Source organism: Herbaspirillum sp. WGmk3 (assembly GCF_023952535.1).
GTDB classification, from domain to species: Bacteria; Pseudomonadota; Gammaproteobacteria; order Burkholderiales; family Burkholderiaceae_D; genus Herbaspirillum; species Herbaspirillum huttiense.
On record NZ_JAKYWT010000002.1, the window covers coordinates 333,589 to 351,724 of the forward strand.

At 65.0% G+C, this 18,136-nt stretch carries 9 protein-coding genes; all 9 read left to right on the forward strand.

What is annotated here, in order from left to right; translation table 11 throughout:
* The first annotated feature begins 64 nt into the window (after positions 1–64).
* The 9 genes from glgA (at position 65) to MKD49_RS07635 (ending at position 18,128) form a co-directional block, all read left to right on the forward strand.
* Positions 65–1,666, forward strand: a complete 1,602-nt coding sequence (glgA, locus tag MKD49_RS07595) for a glycogen synthase GlgA (protein WP_252695939.1) — start codon at positions 65–67, stop codon at positions 1,664–1,666.
* Positions 1,667–1,865: 199 nt separating this feature from the next.
* Positions 1,866–4,304, forward strand: coding sequence for a 1,4-alpha-glucan branching protein GlgB (gene glgB, locus MKD49_RS07600; RefSeq protein WP_252695940.1), 2,439 nt, complete (start codon positions 1,866–1,868; stop codon positions 4,302–4,304).
* 2 nt (positions 4,305–4,306) lie between these two features.
* Entirely contained in the window at positions 4,307–6,574 is a 2,268-nt protein-coding gene (gene glgX, locus MKD49_RS07605; protein ID WP_252695941.1) for a glycogen debranching protein GlgX, read from the forward strand.
* Complete coding sequence (gene treZ, locus MKD49_RS07610) at positions 6,571–8,469, forward strand: malto-oligosyltrehalose trehalohydrolase (RefSeq protein WP_252695942.1); 1,899 nt, start codon at positions 6,571–6,573, stop codon at positions 8,467–8,469. Before glgX ends, treZ begins: the two co-directional genes overlap by 4 nt.
* Positions 8,466–10,730 carry a 4-alpha-glucanotransferase gene (gene malQ, locus MKD49_RS07615; protein WP_252695943.1) on the forward strand — a complete coding sequence of 755 codons (2,265 nt, stop codon included), beginning with the start codon at positions 8,466–8,468 and terminating at the stop codon, positions 10,728–10,730. The genes treZ and malQ overlap by 4 nt, the downstream gene beginning before the upstream one ends.
* On the forward strand, positions 10,730–13,687 hold the full coding sequence (treY, locus tag MKD49_RS07620) for a malto-oligosyltrehalose synthase (RefSeq protein WP_252695944.1): 2,958 nt from the start codon (positions 10,730–10,732) through the stop codon (positions 13,685–13,687). Before malQ ends, treY begins: the two co-directional genes overlap by 1 nt.
* Positions 13,688–13,900: 213 nt before the next feature.
* Entirely contained in the window at positions 13,901–15,589 is a 1,689-nt protein-coding gene (gene pgi, locus MKD49_RS07625; protein WP_252695945.1) for a glucose-6-phosphate isomerase, read from the forward strand.
* A 32-nt stretch (positions 15,590–15,621) separates the two neighbouring features.
* Entirely contained in the window at positions 15,622–16,155 is a 534-nt protein-coding gene (locus tag MKD49_RS07630; protein ID WP_252695946.1) for a hypothetical protein, read from the forward strand.
* A gap of 368 nt (positions 16,156–16,523) precedes the next feature.
* Complete coding sequence (locus tag MKD49_RS07635) at positions 16,524–18,128, forward strand: ATP-binding protein (RefSeq protein WP_252695947.1); 1,605 nt, start codon at positions 16,524–16,526, stop codon at positions 18,126–18,128.
* The last annotated feature ends 8 nt before the right edge of the window (positions 18,129–18,136 follow it).

Below are 18,136 nucleotides of genomic sequence, written 5' to 3' on the forward strand. Positions count from 1 at the left end.
TATGCGATGCGACGAGCCAAGGGTGCTTTCCATCTCAGGTGCTTTCACACATTAGGGGTCCATCTTGCAAGCTCGAGTTCTGTTAGTCAGCTCAGAGGCCGTACCGCTCGTCAAGACCGGTGGCCTGGCCGACGTGATTACCGCGCTGGCCGTATCGCTGCGCAAAGTCGGCATCGATGCCAGCATCCTCATGCCCGCCTATCCGGAGGCGGTCCGCAATCTCGGCGACACGGTGCAGATCGGCCTGAAGCACGGCCTGCCCGGCGGTGCCGGCCGGATTCTGCGCGGCACCATCCCCGGTACCGACGTGCCGGCGCTGCTGCTGGATACGGCGCGTTTCCGCCAGCGCGGTGCCAATCCTTACGTCGATACCGACGGCGTCGAGTTCAGCGACAACGCGCTGTGCTTCGCCGATCTGTCGCACGCCGCTGTGGCCATCTGCGCCGGTGAAACCAGCCTGCCGGTGCCGCACGTGGTGCATGCCAACGACTGGCACGCCGGTCTGATTCCCTGCCTGTTGAAGCTGCGCGGGCTGGATCACATCGGCACCATGCTGACCATTCACAATCTGGCTTTCCAGGGCAATTTCGCGCTGGAGTCGGCCGAGCAGATCGGCATTCCCCAACATCTGCTGACCGGCGACGGCGTCGAATACTGGGGCAAGCTGTCCTTCCTCAAGGCCGGCATTCGTTTCTCCGATTGCGTCTCCACCGTCAGCAAGAACTACGCGGAAGAGATCATGACCCCGCGCTTCGGCTGCGGCATGGACGGCATTCTTTCCTTCCGCAAGCTGGATCTGCGCGCCATTCCCAATGCCATCGATGCCGAGCTGTGGAATCCCGCCGATGATCCGCTCATCGCCCGCAACTTCAGCATCGGCAACATGAAGGGCAAGGCTGCCTGCAAGCGCGACCTGCAAAAGCTCTTCGGTTTGCCAGTGGATCCCTTCGCACCTGTCATGGGCCTGGGTTCGCGCATCTCGCATCAGAAGATGGCCGATGTCGTCATCGAAGCGCTGCCCGGCATCATGGAGCGCCATCCGCGCCTGCAGGTGGTGATCCTGGGTTGTGGTGATCACGACTACGAAGCCGCCTTCCTCGATCTGGCCGAGCGTTATCGCGGCCGCATCGCGGTCCACATCGGCTATGACGAGCGCCGCGCGCACGCCCTGCATGCGGGCAGCGACATGTTGCTGCACCCGACCCGCTTTGAACCTTTCGGCCTTACTCCCCTGTATGCCATGCGCTACGGTGCCATCCCCATCGGCTCGCGCGTCGGTGGCCTGGTCGACACCGTGTGCGATGCCGATCGCGATCCACAGCGCGCCACCGGCGTCCTGTTCGAAGGCGAGAGCGCCGCCCACATGCAGCACGCCGTGGCCCGTGCCTTCGCACTGTACAACGACACCGAGCGCTGGCAGAGCGTGCAGCGCAATGCCATGAGCATCGACTGCGATTGGGCCGGCCCGACCCGCGCCTACATCGACGCCTATGCGCACGTGGCCGACATGGCGGTGCGCCCGTTGTTCGCACCGCGTCCATTGTCGGTGGATCGTCCTGCTGCCCAGGCGCACGCCCAGCCGGAGCGCATGGTCAGTCCGGCGGCCGCCATCGCTGCGGCACTGGCCGGCGTGGTCGGCGTACCGGCCGCCGTGGCGGCTGCCTGAACGACGAGGCGCCGGGGCGATTGCGCCGGCGTTGCGCCCCTTGTGATTCTGTTTTGATCCTTACCCGATCCGCATGGACCGGGCAGGGAGAGTGTTTGCCGGCGCGCCGCCCTCAGCGCGCCGGTTTTTGATTCAGCTGTTTTGATTCCGCTGTTTTGCGATGTTTCGATCAACCCCGATAACAACAACAGGAGTGTGCATGTCCGGCATGTCTGTCACGGCATATAGGGCGTCCACGACGCCCCAGGAAGAGACTTCCGACGCCAGCTCGGCCGCGCCCGGTTCCGCTTCGGCGCAGCCGCCGTCTTCTTCTCATTCCTCTCATCCCCCTGAATTCCCGGAACAAACCGCCTTGTCCCTTTCCCTTGAAGAGCAGGGCCTGCTCGAAGCCTTGCTGGCCGGCCGCCTGACACAGCCCTTCGGCCTGCTCGGCCCGCGCTATGCCAGCCAGTCCAGTGGCGTTTCTGCCATCCGCGCCTTCCATCCCGGCGCGGCAGCGGTGCGTGTGCGCTGCCGTCACAGCGGTGTGCTGCTGGGCGAATTGCAGCAGTTCGAGCTGCATGGCCAGCCCAGCGGTTTCTTCAGTGGTGTGGCCACCGGTCTCGACCAGCGTCGCCATCAAGTGCCTTATGTGCTTGAAGTGGACTGGTTGATCCCGGACGGCAGCTGCAGCGTACAAAGCACGGAAGACCCCTATGCCTTCGGCCTCCTGCTCGGCGAGCTCGACCTGCACCTGTTGCGCGAAGGCCGGCATCGCCAGCTGGCTGATTGCCTGGGCGCACGTCCGATGGACATCGACGGCGTGCCCGGCACGCGTTTCGCGGTGTGGGCACCGAATGCCGAGCGCGTCTCGGTAGTCGGCGACTTCAACCAGTGGGACGGCCGCCGCCACGTCATGCGCCTGCGCCACGAATCCGGCGTGTGGGAACTGTTCATCCCGCGCATCGGCCCCGGCGATGTCTACAAGTACGAAATCCTGGGCCGCGATGGTGCCTTGCTGCCGCTCAAGGCCGACCCCGTCGCGCGCGCTACCGAGCCCCCGCCGGCCACCGCCTCGGTCGTGGCGGATGCCCGTCCTTACCTGTGGCAGGACCAGCAGTGGATGGCCGAGCGCGCGCAGCGCCAGTCGCTGTCGGCACCGATGTCCATCTATGAGCTGCATCCTGCGTCGTGGCGGCGTATCCCCGAACAGGCGCACCGCAACCTCAGTTGGGATGAGCTGGCCGATGAGCTGATCCCCTATGTGGTCGGCATGGGCTTCACCCATATCGAACTGATGCCGGTGATGGAACACCCCTTCGGCGGTTCCTGGGGCTACCAGCCCATCAGCATGTTTGCCCCCAGTGCCCGCTTCGGCAAACCGGAGCGCTTTGCGGCCTTCGTCGACCGTTGCCACCAGGCCGGTATCGGCGTGTTGCTGGATTGGGTGCCGGCGCATTTCCCCAGCGACCAGCATGGCCTGGCGCAATTCGACGGCACCGCGCTGTACGAGCACGCCGATCCGCGCGAAGGTTTCCATCAGGACTGGAATACGCTGATCTTCAACCTCGGCCGCAATGAAGTGCGCGGCTTCCTGATCGCCAGCGCCCTTGAATGGATCGAACACTTCCACGTTGACGGCCTGCGTGTGGATGCGGTCGCCTCGATGCTGTATCGCGACTACAGCCGCAAGTCCGGCGAATGGGTGCCCAACATCCACGGCGGCCGCGAGAACCTGGAGGCCGTGGCCTTCCTGCGCGAACTCAATACCGTGGTGGCACAGCGCTGCCCTGGCGTGCTGATGATCGCCGAGGAATCGACCTCCTGGCCCGGCGTGACCTCCGAGGTCAGCAACGAGGCCGACCATCACGGCCTGGGTTTCAGCTACAAGTGGAACATGGGCTGGATGAACGACACCCTGCGCTACATGCAGCATGACCCGCTGTTCCGTCGCTATCACCATCACGACATGACATTCGGTTTGCTATATGGATTCTCGGAAAACTTCATCTTGCCGATATCGCACGATGAGGTGGTCCATGGCAAGCGCGCGCTGCTCAACAAGATGCCCGGCGACGAATGGCGCCGCTTCGCCAACGTCCGTGCGTATTACGGATTCATGTGGACGCATCCCGGCAAGAAGCTGCTGTTCATGGGCAGCGAGTTCGGCCAGCCTGACGAGTTCGACCATGACAAGTCCCCCTACTGGCACCTGCTCAACGAACACGGCGACCATCCTGCCGGCCATCGCCAGTTGCGCCAGCTGGTCAGCGACCTGAACCATCTGTATCGCAGCGAGCCCGCCTTGCACCAGCGCGACTGCCGCGCCGACGGTTTCTCCTGGGCGGTGGGCGACGACAGCGTCAACAGCGTGCTGGCGTATTTCCGCTATGCCGATGAGGGGCCGCCAGTGCTGATCGTGGTCAACCTGACCCCGGTACCGCGCACCCATTACCGTATCGGCGTGCCACCGATCGCGCCCGGCCATCATGGCATCTGGCGCGAAGTGCTCAATACCGATGCCGCCGTCTATGGCGGCAGCAACAGCGGCAACATGGGCCAGGTGCAAGTGCAGGAGTTCGGCTGGCATGGCCACCCGACTTCCATCGAACTGAACCTGCCCCCGCTGTCCACCCTGATCCTGCGTAGAGAGTCCTGATAATGAGCGTCGCCTTTCCTGATCGCCTGATGCCAGGCTTGCCTTACCCCCTCGGTGCCACTTCCGATGGCCTGGGGGTCAATTTTGCGGTGTTCTCGGCCAATGCCACCCGCATGGACCTCTGCCTGTTCGACCCCTCCGGCAAGCGTGAACTCAAGCGCATCACGCTGCCCGAATGTACCGATGAAGTGTGGCACGGCTACCTGCCCGGTGCCGCGCCCGGCCTGGTCTATGGTTTCCGTGCCCACGGTCCTTACGAGCCGACCAAGGGCCATCGCTTCAATCCCAACAAGCTGCTGCTGGATCCTTACGCCAAGCGCCTGGTCGGCCAGGTGCGCTGGACCGATGCGCTCTACGGCTATCGCCTGCACTCGGCACGTGCCGACCTGTCCTTCGATCGTCGCGACAGTGCCGCCGCCATGCCCAAGGCCATGGTCACCGATGATGCCTTCGTGTGGGAACACGATCGCCTGCCGCAGGTGCCGTGGAACAAGACGGTGATCTACGAGGCCCACGTCAAGGGCATTTCCAAGATGCGCGAGGATCTGCTGCCGCATGAGCGCGGCACCTTCGCCGCCTTGTCCGATCCGGCCTTCATCGATCACCTGCTGCGCCTGGGTGTCACCACCCTGGAGCTGATGCCGGTGCACGCCTTCCTGCAGGACAGCTTCCTGATCGAACGCGGCCTCTCCAATTACTGGGGCTACAGCACGCTGTCGTATTTCGCACCGGAGCCGTCCTACATGTCCATGGGCGATCCCAACGAATTGCGCATGGCAGTGCGCCGCCTGCACAGCGCCGGCATCGAGGTGATTCTCGACGTGGTGTACAACCACACCAGCTGCGGCAGCGAACTCGGGCCCACGCTGTCTTTCCGTGGCCTCGACAATGCCAGCTACTTCCGTCTGCTGCCGGGGCAGGAGCGCTATCACATCAACGATACCGGCTGCGGTAATACGCTCAATCTGTCGCATCCGCGTGTATTGCAGATGGTGATGGATTCGCTGCGCTACTGGGCGCAGTCCTTCCATATCGACGGCTTCCGTTTCGATCTGGGTTCCACCTTGGGACGCGAGCCGCATGGCTTCGATCCGGGTTCGGGTTTCTTCGACGCACTGCTGCAGGACCCGGTCCTGTCCAAACTCAAGCTGATCTCCGAACCATGGGATATCGGCCCCGGCGGCTACCAGCTCGGCAATCATCCGGCGCGCTTCGGCGAGTGGAATGACAAATTCCGCGACGACATGCGCAAGTTCTGGAAGGGTGATGAAGCCATGCGCGGCGGCTTTGCCCAGCGCATGTTGGGCTCGGCCGAACTGTTCGAGCACAATCGCCGCAAGCCCTGGGCGACGGTCAACTTCATCGCTTCGCACGATGGTTTCACGCTGCGCGATCTGGTCAGCTACAACGGCAAGCACAACGAGGCCAATGGCGAGAACAACAACGACGGCCACAACGACAACGCCAGCTACAACTGGGGCGCTGAAGGCGAGACCGATGATCCCGCCATCCAGGCCACCCGCGCCTGTGTGCAGCGCTCCATGCTGGCCTCCACGCTGCTGGCGCAGGGCACGCCGATGCTGCTGGCCGGTGACGAATTCAATCGCAGCCAGGGCGGCAACAACAATGCCTATTGCCAGGACAACGACATTTCCTGGATCAACTGGGAACAGGCCCGCTCGCCAGAGGGTGCCGCGCTGACCGCCTTCGTCGGCCGCGTGACGGCGATCCGGCGCGACTTCGACGTGCTGCGAGCGAGTTACTTCCTGCATGGCAACCAGATGGTGGCCGATGGCTTGCCGGATGTGGCCTGGTTCGATGAATCGGCGCAACCGGTCACCAGCGAAGACTGGAACAACCCGGTGGCGCGCGCCATTACCCTGCAACTGGCGGGCAAGCGGCTGGAGCCGCACAAGCAGCTCAGTTCACGCCTGCATGACGGCGTCGGTGCCGCTGCAGACGGGCCGGGGGAGGCTCAGGAAGTGCCGCCCGATGTGCTGATGATCTTCGTCAATGCCGGTCACGAGCCGATCGAATTCAGCTTCCCGCGTACCGAGGGCGAGTACTTCCTGCTGCTCGACTGCGCCCAGCCGACCGGCATGCCGGAAGGCGAGGGCGGCCAGGTCAAGGTCGACGGCAGCGCCTCCGTGCAGGTCCAGGCGCACACTCTGCAGGTGTTTGCCAACCGGCCCTTGCATTTGTCTTCGGCCATCTATCCGCTGGCCGCCAATGAATGGATCAAACGCAACGAATGGGGAGAACGCGCATGAGTGCTCGCTTTTCCGTGAAGCTGCCGTGCGGCGCGCAGGTCACCGCGCCCGGCCAGGTGCGCTTCCGCGTCTGGGCACCCGGTGCCGACGCGGTCGCGGTGGACATCACCGGCCGTGGCCGCCTGCCGATGCGCGCCGAGGATGCGGCCTCCCCGGCGTGGTACGTGCTCGAGACCGAGTGTGATCCGGGGACCCTGTATCGCTATGTGTTCCAGACCCGCGAGCAGGGCGAAGTGAGCGCACCGGACCCGGCCTCGCGCGGCCAGGCCGGCGATGTCTTCGATCCCAGCGTAGTGGTCGATCCGGAAGCCTTCCTCTGGCAGCACACGAACTGGCAGGGGCGTCCGTGGGAAGAGACCGTGCTGTACGAATTGCATCCGGGCGCAATGGGCGGCTTTGCCGGCATCCAGCAGCGCCTGGCAGAACTGGCCGAGCTGGGCATTACCGCCATCGAACTGATGCCGGTGGCCGAATTCCCCGGGGCCCACAACTGGGGCTACGACGGCGTGCTGCCGTTCGCGCCCGATGCCAGCTATGGCACGCCGGACCAGCTCAAGGCGCTGATCGATACTGCGCATGGACTGGGCATGATGGTCTTCCTCGACGTGGTCTACAACCACTTCGGGCCGGATGGCAACTACCTGCACAGCTATGCGCCGGATTTCTTCCGCCATGACATGAATACCCTGTGGGGTGCGACCATCGATTTCCGCCGGCCGGAAGTGGCGGACTTCTTTACCCAGAACGCGCTGTACTGGCTGCAGGAATATCGTTTCGATGGCCTGCGCCTGGATGCCGTGCACGCCATCTGCGAGCCCGACTGGCTGGTGGCGCTGGGCCAGCGCGTCCGCGCCGAGATCGGCAATGAACGCCATGTGCATCTGGTGCTGGAGCATGACGGCAACGCCGCGCATCTGCTGGGCTATGCCGCTGCCGTCGAGGCCGAGGCGGAAGTGGCCGAGATCGGCCAGGTGCGCGAGCGCTCCAGCCATGTCTACGACGCGCAGTGGAATGATGATGCCCATCACGTCCTGCACGTGCTGCTGACCGGCGAGGACAGCGGCTACTACAGCGCTTACGCCGAGGCCCCTGCCGAGAAACTGGCGCGCTGCCTGCAACAGGGCTTCGTCTATCAGGGCGAGGTCTCGCCGTATTCCGGTGAGCCGCGTGGCGAGCCCAGTGTGGACCTGCCGCCCACGGCCTTCGTCAATTTCCTGCAGAACCACGACCAGATCGGCAATCGCGCCTTCGGTGAGCGCCTGACCGTGCTGGCCCATCCGCTGGCCTTGCACGCCGCACAGGCCCTGATCCTGCTGGCACCGCAGGTGCCGATGCTGTTCATGGGCGAGGAATTCTGCGCGGTGCAGCCTTTCCTGTATTTCACCAGCCATCGCGACGAAGAACTGGTGAAGGCAGTACGGGACGGGCGTCGACGTGAGTTCGCGCGCTTCCCGCAATTTGCCGATCCCAAGCTGCTGGAGCAAATTCCGGATCCCAACAGTTTTGCCACCTTCGTGTCCTCCATTCCGGAGCCCGGTCCGGCACCCGGTTCGGCGGCTTGCCTGCGGCGCGTCGCCGAACTGCTGCACATCCGCAAGCTGCACATCGTGCCTTACCTGCGTGGAGCCAAGTCGCTGGAGGCGCGCGCCATCGGTCCCAAGGCCGTGCACGCGCGCTGGCAACTGGCCAATGGCAGCGTCCTCAACATCACGGTCAATCTCGACGAAGCGCCGCTGCAGGAAGCCTTGGACGATCTGGCCCGGCCGGCCGGCGCCGACGCGCTCTTCGACAGTGGCGGCGCACTGGAGGCGCTGGCCGCCGGCAGCTTCCCGGGCCATGCCATCCTGGCACTGCGCGAACCTCCGGCCGCCGCCGAGGCCGGGAGCGCAGAATGAACGCCGCCCTGCGCCAGCCGGCTGCGTCAGCGGCCCCCGAACTCATTGCCCCGGTGAATTCGTCCTCGTCTGAAAACGATTTATATCGTTTGGCAGAACGTGCCGGCATTGCCGTCCACTGGATCGACGCTTACGACCAGCCGCAGGTCGTCGCCGATGAGGCTTTGCAGGCGATCCTGGAAGCGCTGGGCCTGCCCTGCGCTACGGCCAGCGACTGCCGTGACAGCCTGGCGCAGCTCGACCGCGAGCACGCGGTAGGCTACCTGCCTCCGCTGTTGACGGGCGTACAGCATCAGCCGGTTGCACTGCCTGCGCATTCGCGCTTGCATGGACTGTCCTGCCGCGTGGAGCTGGACAACGGTGCCCGCCTGACCCTGCTGATCTCCTCCGATCTGAACGCGCCGCCGACCTTGCCGCCTATTGATGTCCCGGGCTATCACCGCCTGCTGGTGGCAGGTCACATCCTGACGCTGGCCATCGCACCGCCGCGTTGCTACACCATTGCCGATGCACTGGCCGAGCAGGGACGCGAGCGCGGCTGGGCGCTGGCTGCGCAGGTCTATGGCTTGCGCAGCGACAGCCTCAAGGAGGCGCGCAAGGTCTATGGCGACGGCGGCATCGGCCACTTCGGCGCGCTGGCCGAACTGGCACCGATGGCCGCGCGCTATGGTGCAGCCGCGCTGGCGATGTCGCCGGTGCATGCCATGTTTGCCGCCGATCCCGGCCGCAGCAGCCCGTATTCGCCGTCCAGCCGTCTGTTCCTCAATCCGTTTCTGATCGATCCGGCCGGCATTCTCGGTGCAGATGCCCAGGCCCAGGTGCTGGCCGAGGGCGGTTCGGAGATGATTGCCGCGCATGAACGCCTGCAACAATCCAACCTGATCGACTGGGCGCGCGCCGGTGCGCATCGCATGACGCTGCTGCGCCGGCTTTATGCGTTGTTCCGCACCGAACACGCGGGCGATGCCAAGCAGCAGGCGGCCTTTGCTGCCTTCCAGCTGGAGGGTGGTGCCGCGTTGCGCGCCCACGCCTTGTTCGAAGCCTACAGCCACCACCTGAGCAGTCAGGGTGTCACCGGTTGCTGCGACTGGCGGCAATGGGGCGAGGCTGGACGCCATCCCGATACGCCCGAGATGCAGGCCTTCGCCGTTGAACATGCAGGCGAGATCGACTTTCACCTGTTCCTGCAATGGCAGGCGGCACGCCAGCTGGCAGAGGCCCAGCATAGCGCTCGCGTGGCGGGCATGGCGATCGGTCTCATCGCCGATCTGGCCGTCGGTGCCGACAATGGCGGCAGCCAGGCCTGGAGCCATCAGGACGAGATCGCCGCCGGCCTGACCGTCGGCGCGCCACCGGATCGCCTGGCCCCGCAGGGCCAGAACTGGGGGCTGGGCGCATTTTCGCCACTGGCCCTGCGCAGCACCGGCTATCGTGCTTACCTGTCCATGTTGCGTGCGACCTTCGCGCAGGGCGGCGGGGTCCGCATCGACCACGTGCTCGGCTTGAACCGCCTGTGGTTGGTGCCGCAGGGGAGAGAGGCTGATGCCGGGGCCTATGTATCCTTCCCCCAGCAGGACATGCTGCGCCTGATTGCGTTGGAGTCCTGGCGCTATCGGACCATCGTCATCGGCGAGGACCTGGGCACCGTGCCGCCCGGCTTCGATACCGTGCTGGATGAGGCGGGTGTCTCCGGTATTCGCGTGCTCTGGTTCCAGCGTGAGAAGACGGGTTTCCTGCCGCCCTCGGACTGGTCGCGTCAGGCCATTGCCGTGACGACCACGCACGACCTGCCGACGGTGGCCGGTTGGTGGTCCGGTGCCGATCTGGCCTGGCGCGAGCGTCTCGGCCAACTGGAGGACGGCTTGCCGGCCGCCCGTGAGCAGCGCCGTGAAGAGCGCAGCCAGCTCTGGCAAGGACTGGTGCAGCAGGGCTGCGCGAGCGGCCCGCTGCCCGAAGCTGCGCCGGCCCTCAAGGAAGGCGACGAAGAGTCCGCCTTGCCCGTTGCGCTGGACGACTGTGCCATGGTGGTCGATGCCGCACTGGATTACGTCGCCGCCACGCCCGCCTCGCTGGCCGTGGTGCCGGTGGAAGACATCCTCGGCCTGACCCAGCAACCCAATCTGCCCGGCATGACCGAGCCTCACCCCAACTGGCGTCGCCGTTTGCCGGAAGACACGCCGCAACTGTTTTCCGCCTACGCAGCCAAGGCCAGGCTGGAGCGCCTGCGCCGCGTGCGCGGCGGCACCGCCAAGGAGATTTGATGCCAGCCCCTTCCGTATCGCCAGACCCTGCGGCGCACAGCAGCATCCCGCGCGCCACCGCGCGGCTGCAGCTGCACCGTGATTTCCGTTTCGAGCAGGCGGCCGCGACGGTGGACTACTACCACCGCCTGGGCATCAGCCACTTCTATCTTTCTCCCATTCTGGTGGCGCGCCCCGGTTCCACCCATGGCTATGATGTGGTGGATGCCACTCGCATCAATCCCGAACTGGGCGGCGAAGCCGGATTGCGCCACTTGCACCAGCGCTTGCACGCACAGGGCATGGGCATCGTGGTCGACATCGTGCCCAACCACATGGCCGTGGGCCATCACAATGCTTGGTGGCAGGACGTGCTGCGCTGGGGCCGCCACAGCCGCCACGCCGAATGGTTCGACATCCATTGGGACAGCCCCGATCCGGCCCTGAGCGGCAAGGTCCTGCTGCCTTTCCTGGGGCAACCCTACGCGGAAGCGCTGGAGGCGGGCGAGCTGGTGTTGCGCTTTGACGCCGAGCACGGCGAGCTGCAGATTGCCCATCACGACAATGTGTTCCCGCTCACTCCGACGGATTACGCCGCCGTACTGGAAACGGCAGGCAGTGCGCGGCTCAAGGATGTGATCGCTGCCTTTGCCGCCATCGATCCCGCGCAGGAGAACAAGGATGGCCGCGCCGATTCCGCCCGCGCGCAATTGCGCACCCTGGCCGCGGATCCCGAGGCGCTGGGCGACATCGACGCCGCGCTTGCTGCGTTCTCGGCCAGCCAGCCGCATGGCCGCAGTGCCATGCATCAATTGCTGGAGCGTCAGCACTATCGTCTGGCGTACTGGCGCAATGCCGCCGATGAGATCAACTGGCGGCGCTTCTTCGAAGTGAGCGAACTGGTGGGCATGCGCGTGGAGCGCGAAGACGTCTTCGAAGCCATGCATGCCGAGATCTTCCGGCTTTATGCCGAGGGCATCATCGATGGCTTGCGGCTGGACCATATCGATGGCCCGACCGATCCTGCTACCTATTGCCTGCGTCTGCGTGAGCGCCTGCGATCGCTGCGCCCCGGTCACGAACCCTATCTGATCGCCGAGAAGATTCTGGCCGGCGACGAAAGCCTGCCACCCGGTTGGCAACTCGACGGCACCACCGGTTACGAGTTCATGGACCAATGCGCAGCGGTGCTGCACGATGGCGAAGGCGAGCCGGTGCTGGACGAACTCTGGCGCGACATCGTCGGCGAATTGCCGGTGACGGCCGATCAGCTGCAGAGCCACGGTCCGGGCGAGTTGTGCCATTTCCCGACCATCGTGCAGGAGGCGCGGCGCAGCTTCCTGGTCCGCAATTTTGCTGCGGAATTCAATGCCCTGACGCTGTGCCTGCACCAGCTGGCGCGCAGCGCCACGCAGACGCGCGACCTGACGCTCATGTCCATCCGCCGTGCGGTGGCCGAGCTGCTGGTGCATTTCCCGGTCTACCGTACCTACGCCAACGCGCAGGGCATGCCTGCCGGAGAGCGCGAGCTGCTGGCCAGCACCGTGCAGAAGGCCGAGGCCACGCTGCATGCGGCCGACCATGCCACGCTGCATGTGGTGGAAGGCTGGCTGGGCGGGGACCTGTTGCTGGACAGTCGCGATGCGCATCGCCGCGCCCTGCAGCTGCGTGCCATAGCGCGATTCCAGCAACTGACGCCACCGCTGACGGCCAAGTCGATGGAGGACACGGCCTTCTATCGCTTTGGCCGACTGCTCTCGCGCAATGAAGTCGGTGCCGAGCCGGCCCATCTGTCACTGTCGGTGTCGCACTTCCACCGGCTCGCGGCCAGACGCGCCGAGCAGACGCCGGGCAGCCTGCTGGCCACCGGCACCCACGATCACAAGCGCGGGGAGGATGCCCGCATGCGGCTGGCTGCGCTCTCCGAAATTGCCGAGGAATGGTCCACGGTGCTGCGTCACTGGCATCAATTGAACGCGCCCATCGTGGCGGCGACGGCGGGCCAGCAGGGCGGCATCGATGCAGTCGATGAATGCATGCTGTACCAGACATTGGTCGGTGCCTGGCCCGACGGCATGCGTGCCGGTGACGATGACTTGAGTGCACTGGGCGAGCTGGCCGAGCGCGTGATCGCCTGGCAACGCAAGGCCTTGCGCGAAGCCAAGCGCCGCAGCGACTGGGTGGTGCCGCAGACTGACTACGAGGCGGCCTGCGAGCGCTTTACGCGCGCGCTGCTGTGTGATCCGGGACTCGATCCGCGCCATCATCCTTTCCTCACCGAGCTGGAAGATTTCGTGCGCCGGCTGGCACCGCTGGGCACGGTCAACAGCCTGTCGCAGACGATGCTCAAGCTGACCTCGCCGGGCGTACCGGATTTCTACCAGGGCAGCGAGCTGTGGGATCTGAGCATGGTCGATCCCGACAATCGTCGTCCGGTGGATTTCGCCTTGCGTGAACGGCGTCTGGCCGACGCCGTCAGCCGCCCGGTGTCGCTGCGCGACTGGCAGAGCGGCAGCGCCAAGCAGCAATTGATTCACGCGGCGCTGCAGTACCGGCGCGATCATGCGCTCTTGTTTGCGCAGGGTGCTTATGTTCCGTTGACCACCCACGGCAAGCTGGCGCGGCACGTGATTGCCTTTGCCCGGCTATTGCCGGTGCAGGAAGGGGACGAGCACGCGCTTGAGGCAACATTGGTGATCTGCACGCGCCTGGCCGGTCATCTGCTGTCCTTCGAGGGACGCCGCGAAGAGGCTTTGCCGCTGGTCTCCGCCGAGTCCTGGGGCGATACGCGCATCGCCATTCCGCAGGTCCTGTCGCATGCTGGCGGCGGCATGCGCCGTTGGCGCAGCGTGCTCACCAGTGGCCAGGGTGAGCTGGAGGAGTGCGCCATGCCTGATGGCGAACGCGGCGGCAGCATTGTGGTGGCTGACATTCTGGGCAGCCTGCCGGTGGAATTGCTGGCGTTGCGTGTGAATTGAGCCGTAGCGTGAAGAGCCCCCGAACAACCGATTGTTCGGGGGCTCTGAGTTTCACGCATGGCGCTGTGCTTGTGTGCGTCGTCACGCATGACTTCCTCTTTTCCTACATGGAAATGTTCCGCCGTCCGATGTCGTGCATTTGTCTCCGGCCACTACCATGACGCGATACCGGCATCTCCGCCGGCCCCGCCATGTTGTACAAGGAGTTTGCGCATGACCAAGTTGCCCGCCGCCGATCTGCAGCTGCCGCTGTTCACCTATGGCCAGCGCCAGTCGCTGACCGAGAAGAGCGCCTGGATCGCCCTGCAGGAACACCATCAATACAGCGCCCGCCATTTCCGGCTGGAGCGTCTCTTCGCTGCCGATGACAAACGCGGTGAAAAACTGGTGGCCGAAGCCGCCGGCATCTATCTCGACTATTCCAAAAACCTGGTCACCACCGAGACCATGACCCTCCTGATGAACCTGGCGCGCCAGTGCGACCTGCAGGATCGCATCGAGGCCATGTTCCGCGGTGACCGCATCAATGCCACCGAGCAGCGCTCGGTCTTGCACACGGCCCTGCGCATGCCTGCCGACGCACGCCTGGTGGTCGAAGGCGAGGACGTGATCGCATCGGTGCAAGAGGTGCTCTCCCGCATGGAGGCCTTCGCCGAACAGGTCCGCAGCGGCGCATGGACAGGCCACACCGGCCGTCGCATTCGCCACGTCGTCAACATCGGCATCGGCGGCTCCGACCTCGGCCCGATGATGGCGTACGAGGCATTGCGTCCCTATGCGCAACCGGACCTGTCTCTTCACTTCCTCTCGGACGTGGACGGTGCCGCGCTGCTGGAAACGGTGCGCCACCTGCCCGCCGAGGAGACGCTCTTCATCGTTTGTTCCAAAACCTTCACCACGCTCGAAACCACCACCAATGCGCGCGCGGCGCGCGACTGGCTGGTGCGGCAGTTGGGCGAGGAAGCGGCGGTGGCCCGTCATTTCGTCGGGGTGACGACCAACATCGAGGAGGCCAGCCGCTTCGGTATCGATCCGCAGAACATGTTCGGTTTCTGGGATTGGGTCGGCGGCCGCTATTCGATGACCAGTGCCATCGGCCTGTCCACCATGATCGCCATCGGGCCTGAACATTTCCGCGAGATGCTGGCCGGCTTCCATGCCATGGATGAACATTTCCGTACCGCCCCGCTGGAAGCCAACGTGCCGGCCATCCTCGGCATGCTCACCGTCTGGTACACCAATTTCTTCGGTGCCACGAGTCAGGCGGTGCTGCCTTACAGCCAGTACCTGAAGCGCCTGCCAGCCTACCTGCAGCAGCTGACCATGGAGAGCAACGGCAAGCAGGTGAACCTGCAGGGCGATGCCGTAGACTACCAGACTTCGCCGGTTTACTGGGGTGACAATGGCATCAATGGCCAGCATTCCTTCTACCAGTTGCTGCACCAGGGCACGCAGATGATTCCCTGCGATTTCATCGGCTTCTGCCAGCCGGTGGAAGCACTTGGCGACCACCATGCGCTGCTGATGGCCAACATGTTTGCCCAGGCCGAGGCGCTGGCCTTCGGCAAGAATGCGCAGCGGGTGCGGGAAGAGGGCACGCCGGAATCCTTGACGCCGCATCGCGTCTTCCCTGGCAACCGTCCCAGCAACAGCATGCTGGTCGAGCGGCTCACGCCCCACAGCCTGGGGACGCTGGTGGCCTTGTGCGAGCACAGCGTCTTTACTCAGGGCGTGATCTGGAACATCGATTCCTTCGATCAGTGGGGCGTCGAGTTGGGCAAGCAGTTGGCCAAACGTACCGCGCGCCAGCTGCTCGATCCTGCAGAGCCACTGCACCATGACAGTTCCACCAACGCCCTGATTCGCCGTTATCGCAGCGCCTGGTCCGATCAGAATGATTGAGCCGCGCTGCCCGTCCTTGCGCAGGAGAAACCATGAGCACCATCATCGCCGCCCGTTTCGATTTGCAGGAAGACGCCGCGCACGCGGTCTCGGTGCTGGAAGACGCCGGCTTTGCGCGCGAGCGGATCAGCAGTTTCTTCGTCAACCCGGCGGGCCAGCATGACCGCTTTGCAGTCGGCGGCGATCGCGACAAATCACCAGGTGCCGAAGATACCGACCGCGGCGCCGCCGTCGGTGTTGCAGCGGGTGCCGGTGCGGGAGCGGCTGCCGGTCTGGCCACCGCCCCAGTAACTGGCCCGCTTGGCCCCGCCTTGGGCGGCCTGGTCGGCGGCCATCTCGGTGGATTGGTCGGCAGCCTGGCCGCGACCGATGAGGTCACACCGCCACGGCGTCTGGCTGGGATGCTGGTGGCAGTCGACGTGGAGGACGAGCCCCAAAGCCTGCAGGTCATCCGCCTGCTGCAAGGCGTGGACGGCAGCGATCTGGAACGCGCCGAGGGCAACATCCGCGCGGGCGACTGGATCGACTTTGATCCGCTCTCCCAGCCGCAGCCCGTGAATGCGTAGGGGCGCAGGGCTCCACGGCTGAGGTTCCGAATAGCTTCGCTTCCCCCTGGCCCGGCAGTGTCCTGCCGGGCTTTTGCATTGACGCTTGCCATCGCGCACACGTGCGGGCATATTGTGAGTTTATAATCGTGCGTAACAATTGATTACCAGAAACGCACGCCTGCGGGGCCGGATCAACGTGACCCATGGTCCGCAAGCAAACCGGGACGTGCGCAGGACAGAACAACAAGGAAACGCAGAAGGGGGCGCACTGCAGGTCAAGCCCGATGCCGTCCGATGCAGCCTGGCATTCGCCGGGCAGCGAGTGGCGGCAGCGCTGGACCGGTGGCTTTGCACCGTAAGAATGATCGTGACGCGGGCGAATGCACATGAGATTGCTGACCAAGGGCTTGCTGATCGTTGCCATCCCAAGCCTGTTTGAAGTGCTGCTGCTGGGAGCGCTGTTCAAGGTCCAGGCCGATGCCGGGGATGCCGAGGGCTGGGCCTCGCATTCCCTGCAGGTGATGAACAAGGCCGCCGAACTGCGTGAGCCGATGCTGCTGGAGGCAGCGCGCGTGCGCAATGCGGTTCTGTTGGACCTGCCTGACACCCTGAGCCGGGGCGACCTGTGGGCCGACATCGAGGTCAAGACCGGCGAGCTTGCGCGGCTGGTTGCCGACAACGCGTCGCAAAGCGCGGCCGTACGAAAGGTGCATGAGTCCATTGCCAGCTACCGCAGTTGGGATGACAGTGCACGCGAGCGCCTCATGCGCGGCCAGCGCGATGACCTGATCCGCCAGTTGCGCGACGAACAGGGCGCACACCGGCTTTCCACCTTCCTCAATCTGCTCGACAACTTCGTGGCCGAAGAGCGGCGTCTGGGTGCCGAACGCAGCGAGCGTCTGCAGGCGGCACGCCGCTCGCAGACCTGGCTGCTGGTTCTGGCGGTGCTGGTTTCGATTGTGACGGCCGGACTGGCCTCGCTGGCGTTCATGCGCAATATCAGCACCCGCATCGGCGTGCTCACCGGCAATGCCCGCCGCCTGGCCGATGGCCAGCCGCTGGCGGCGCGCCTGGGTGGCCATGATGAGATCTCGCTGCTCGACGATGCCCTGCATCGCAGCAGCGAGCGCCTCGCCGAAGCCGCGCGCCAGGGCCAGGGTTACCGCGAGGAACTGGAGCAGCGCGCGCGCGAACTGGCCGACGTCAACACCGACCTGCGCCAGCAGACCCAGGACAATGAGATGTTCATCTACAGCGTCTCGCATGACCTGCGTTCGCCGCTGGTGAACCTGCAGGGCTTCAGCAAGGAAATCACCCATGCCACCCGAGATCTGCTGGACGAGGTGGATCGCCTGGCGCTGCCCGAACCGGACCGGCAACGCCTGCGCACGCTTGTCGAAGAGGATATCCATACATCGCTGCGCTTCATCCAGAATGCCGTGACACGCTCGGCCGGGATTATTGACGCCATGTTGCGACTGTCCCGTGCCGGCCGTGTTGAATACCAGCCGGTGATGCTGGACATGCATGCCATCGTCACCCGCATCGTCGCCGCCATGAGCGGCAGCATCCGTGCCAAGTCTGCCCGGGTCGAGATCGAAGCGGATCTGCCGCCGGCCTATGGCGATCCGACCTCGGTGGAGCAGGTGCTAGGCAACCTGGTTGGCAATGCCGTCAATTATCTTGATCCGGGCCGTCCGGGCCACATCACCATCGGTCATGTGCCGCAGGCCGACAGCGTGGTGGCGGCTCCCAGTCTGGTGACCTATTTCGTGCGCGACAACGGGCTCGGCATTCCCGCCGCCTACATGGACAAGATGTTCATTGCCTTCCAGCGCCTGCATGGCAACGCCGCCAAGGGCGAAGGCATCGGGCTGGCACTGGTCAAGCGGGTGGTGGAGCGGCACGGCGGCCGCATCTGGGTGGAATCGGTCGAAGGGCAGGGCAGCTGTTTCTACGTCGCCCTGCCGGCCCGCCCGCCGGTGTTCTGAAGGCAGTC

Excerpts from the sequence above, each read along its gene's own strand:
- glgB (WP_252695940.1), top strand. The coding sequence starts at position 1,866 with ATGTCCGGCATGTCTGTCACGGCATATAGGGCGTCCACGACGCCCCAG.
- glgX (WP_252695941.1), top strand. The coding sequence starts at position 4,307 with ATGAGCGTCGCCTTTCCTGATCGCCTGATGCCAGGCTTGCCTTACCCC.
- treZ (WP_252695942.1), top strand. The coding sequence starts at position 6,571 with ATGAGTGCTCGCTTTTCCGTGAAGCTGCCGTGCGGCGCGCAGGTCACC.
- malQ (WP_252695943.1), top strand. The coding sequence starts at position 8,466 with ATGAACGCCGCCCTGCGCCAGCCGGCTGCGTCAGCGGCCCCCGAACTC.
- treY (WP_252695944.1), top strand. The coding sequence starts at position 10,730 with ATGCCAGCCCCTTCCGTATCGCCAGACCCTGCGGCGCACAGCAGCATC.
- pgi (WP_252695945.1), top strand. The coding sequence starts at position 13,901 with ATGACCAAGTTGCCCGCCGCCGATCTGCAGCTGCCGCTGTTCACCTAT.
- MKD49_RS07630 (WP_252695946.1), top strand. The coding sequence starts at position 15,622 with ATGAGCACCATCATCGCCGCCCGTTTCGATTTGCAGGAAGACGCCGCG.
- MKD49_RS07635 (WP_252695947.1), top strand. The coding sequence starts at position 16,524 with ATGAGATTGCTGACCAAGGGCTTGCTGATCGTTGCCATCCCAAGCCTG.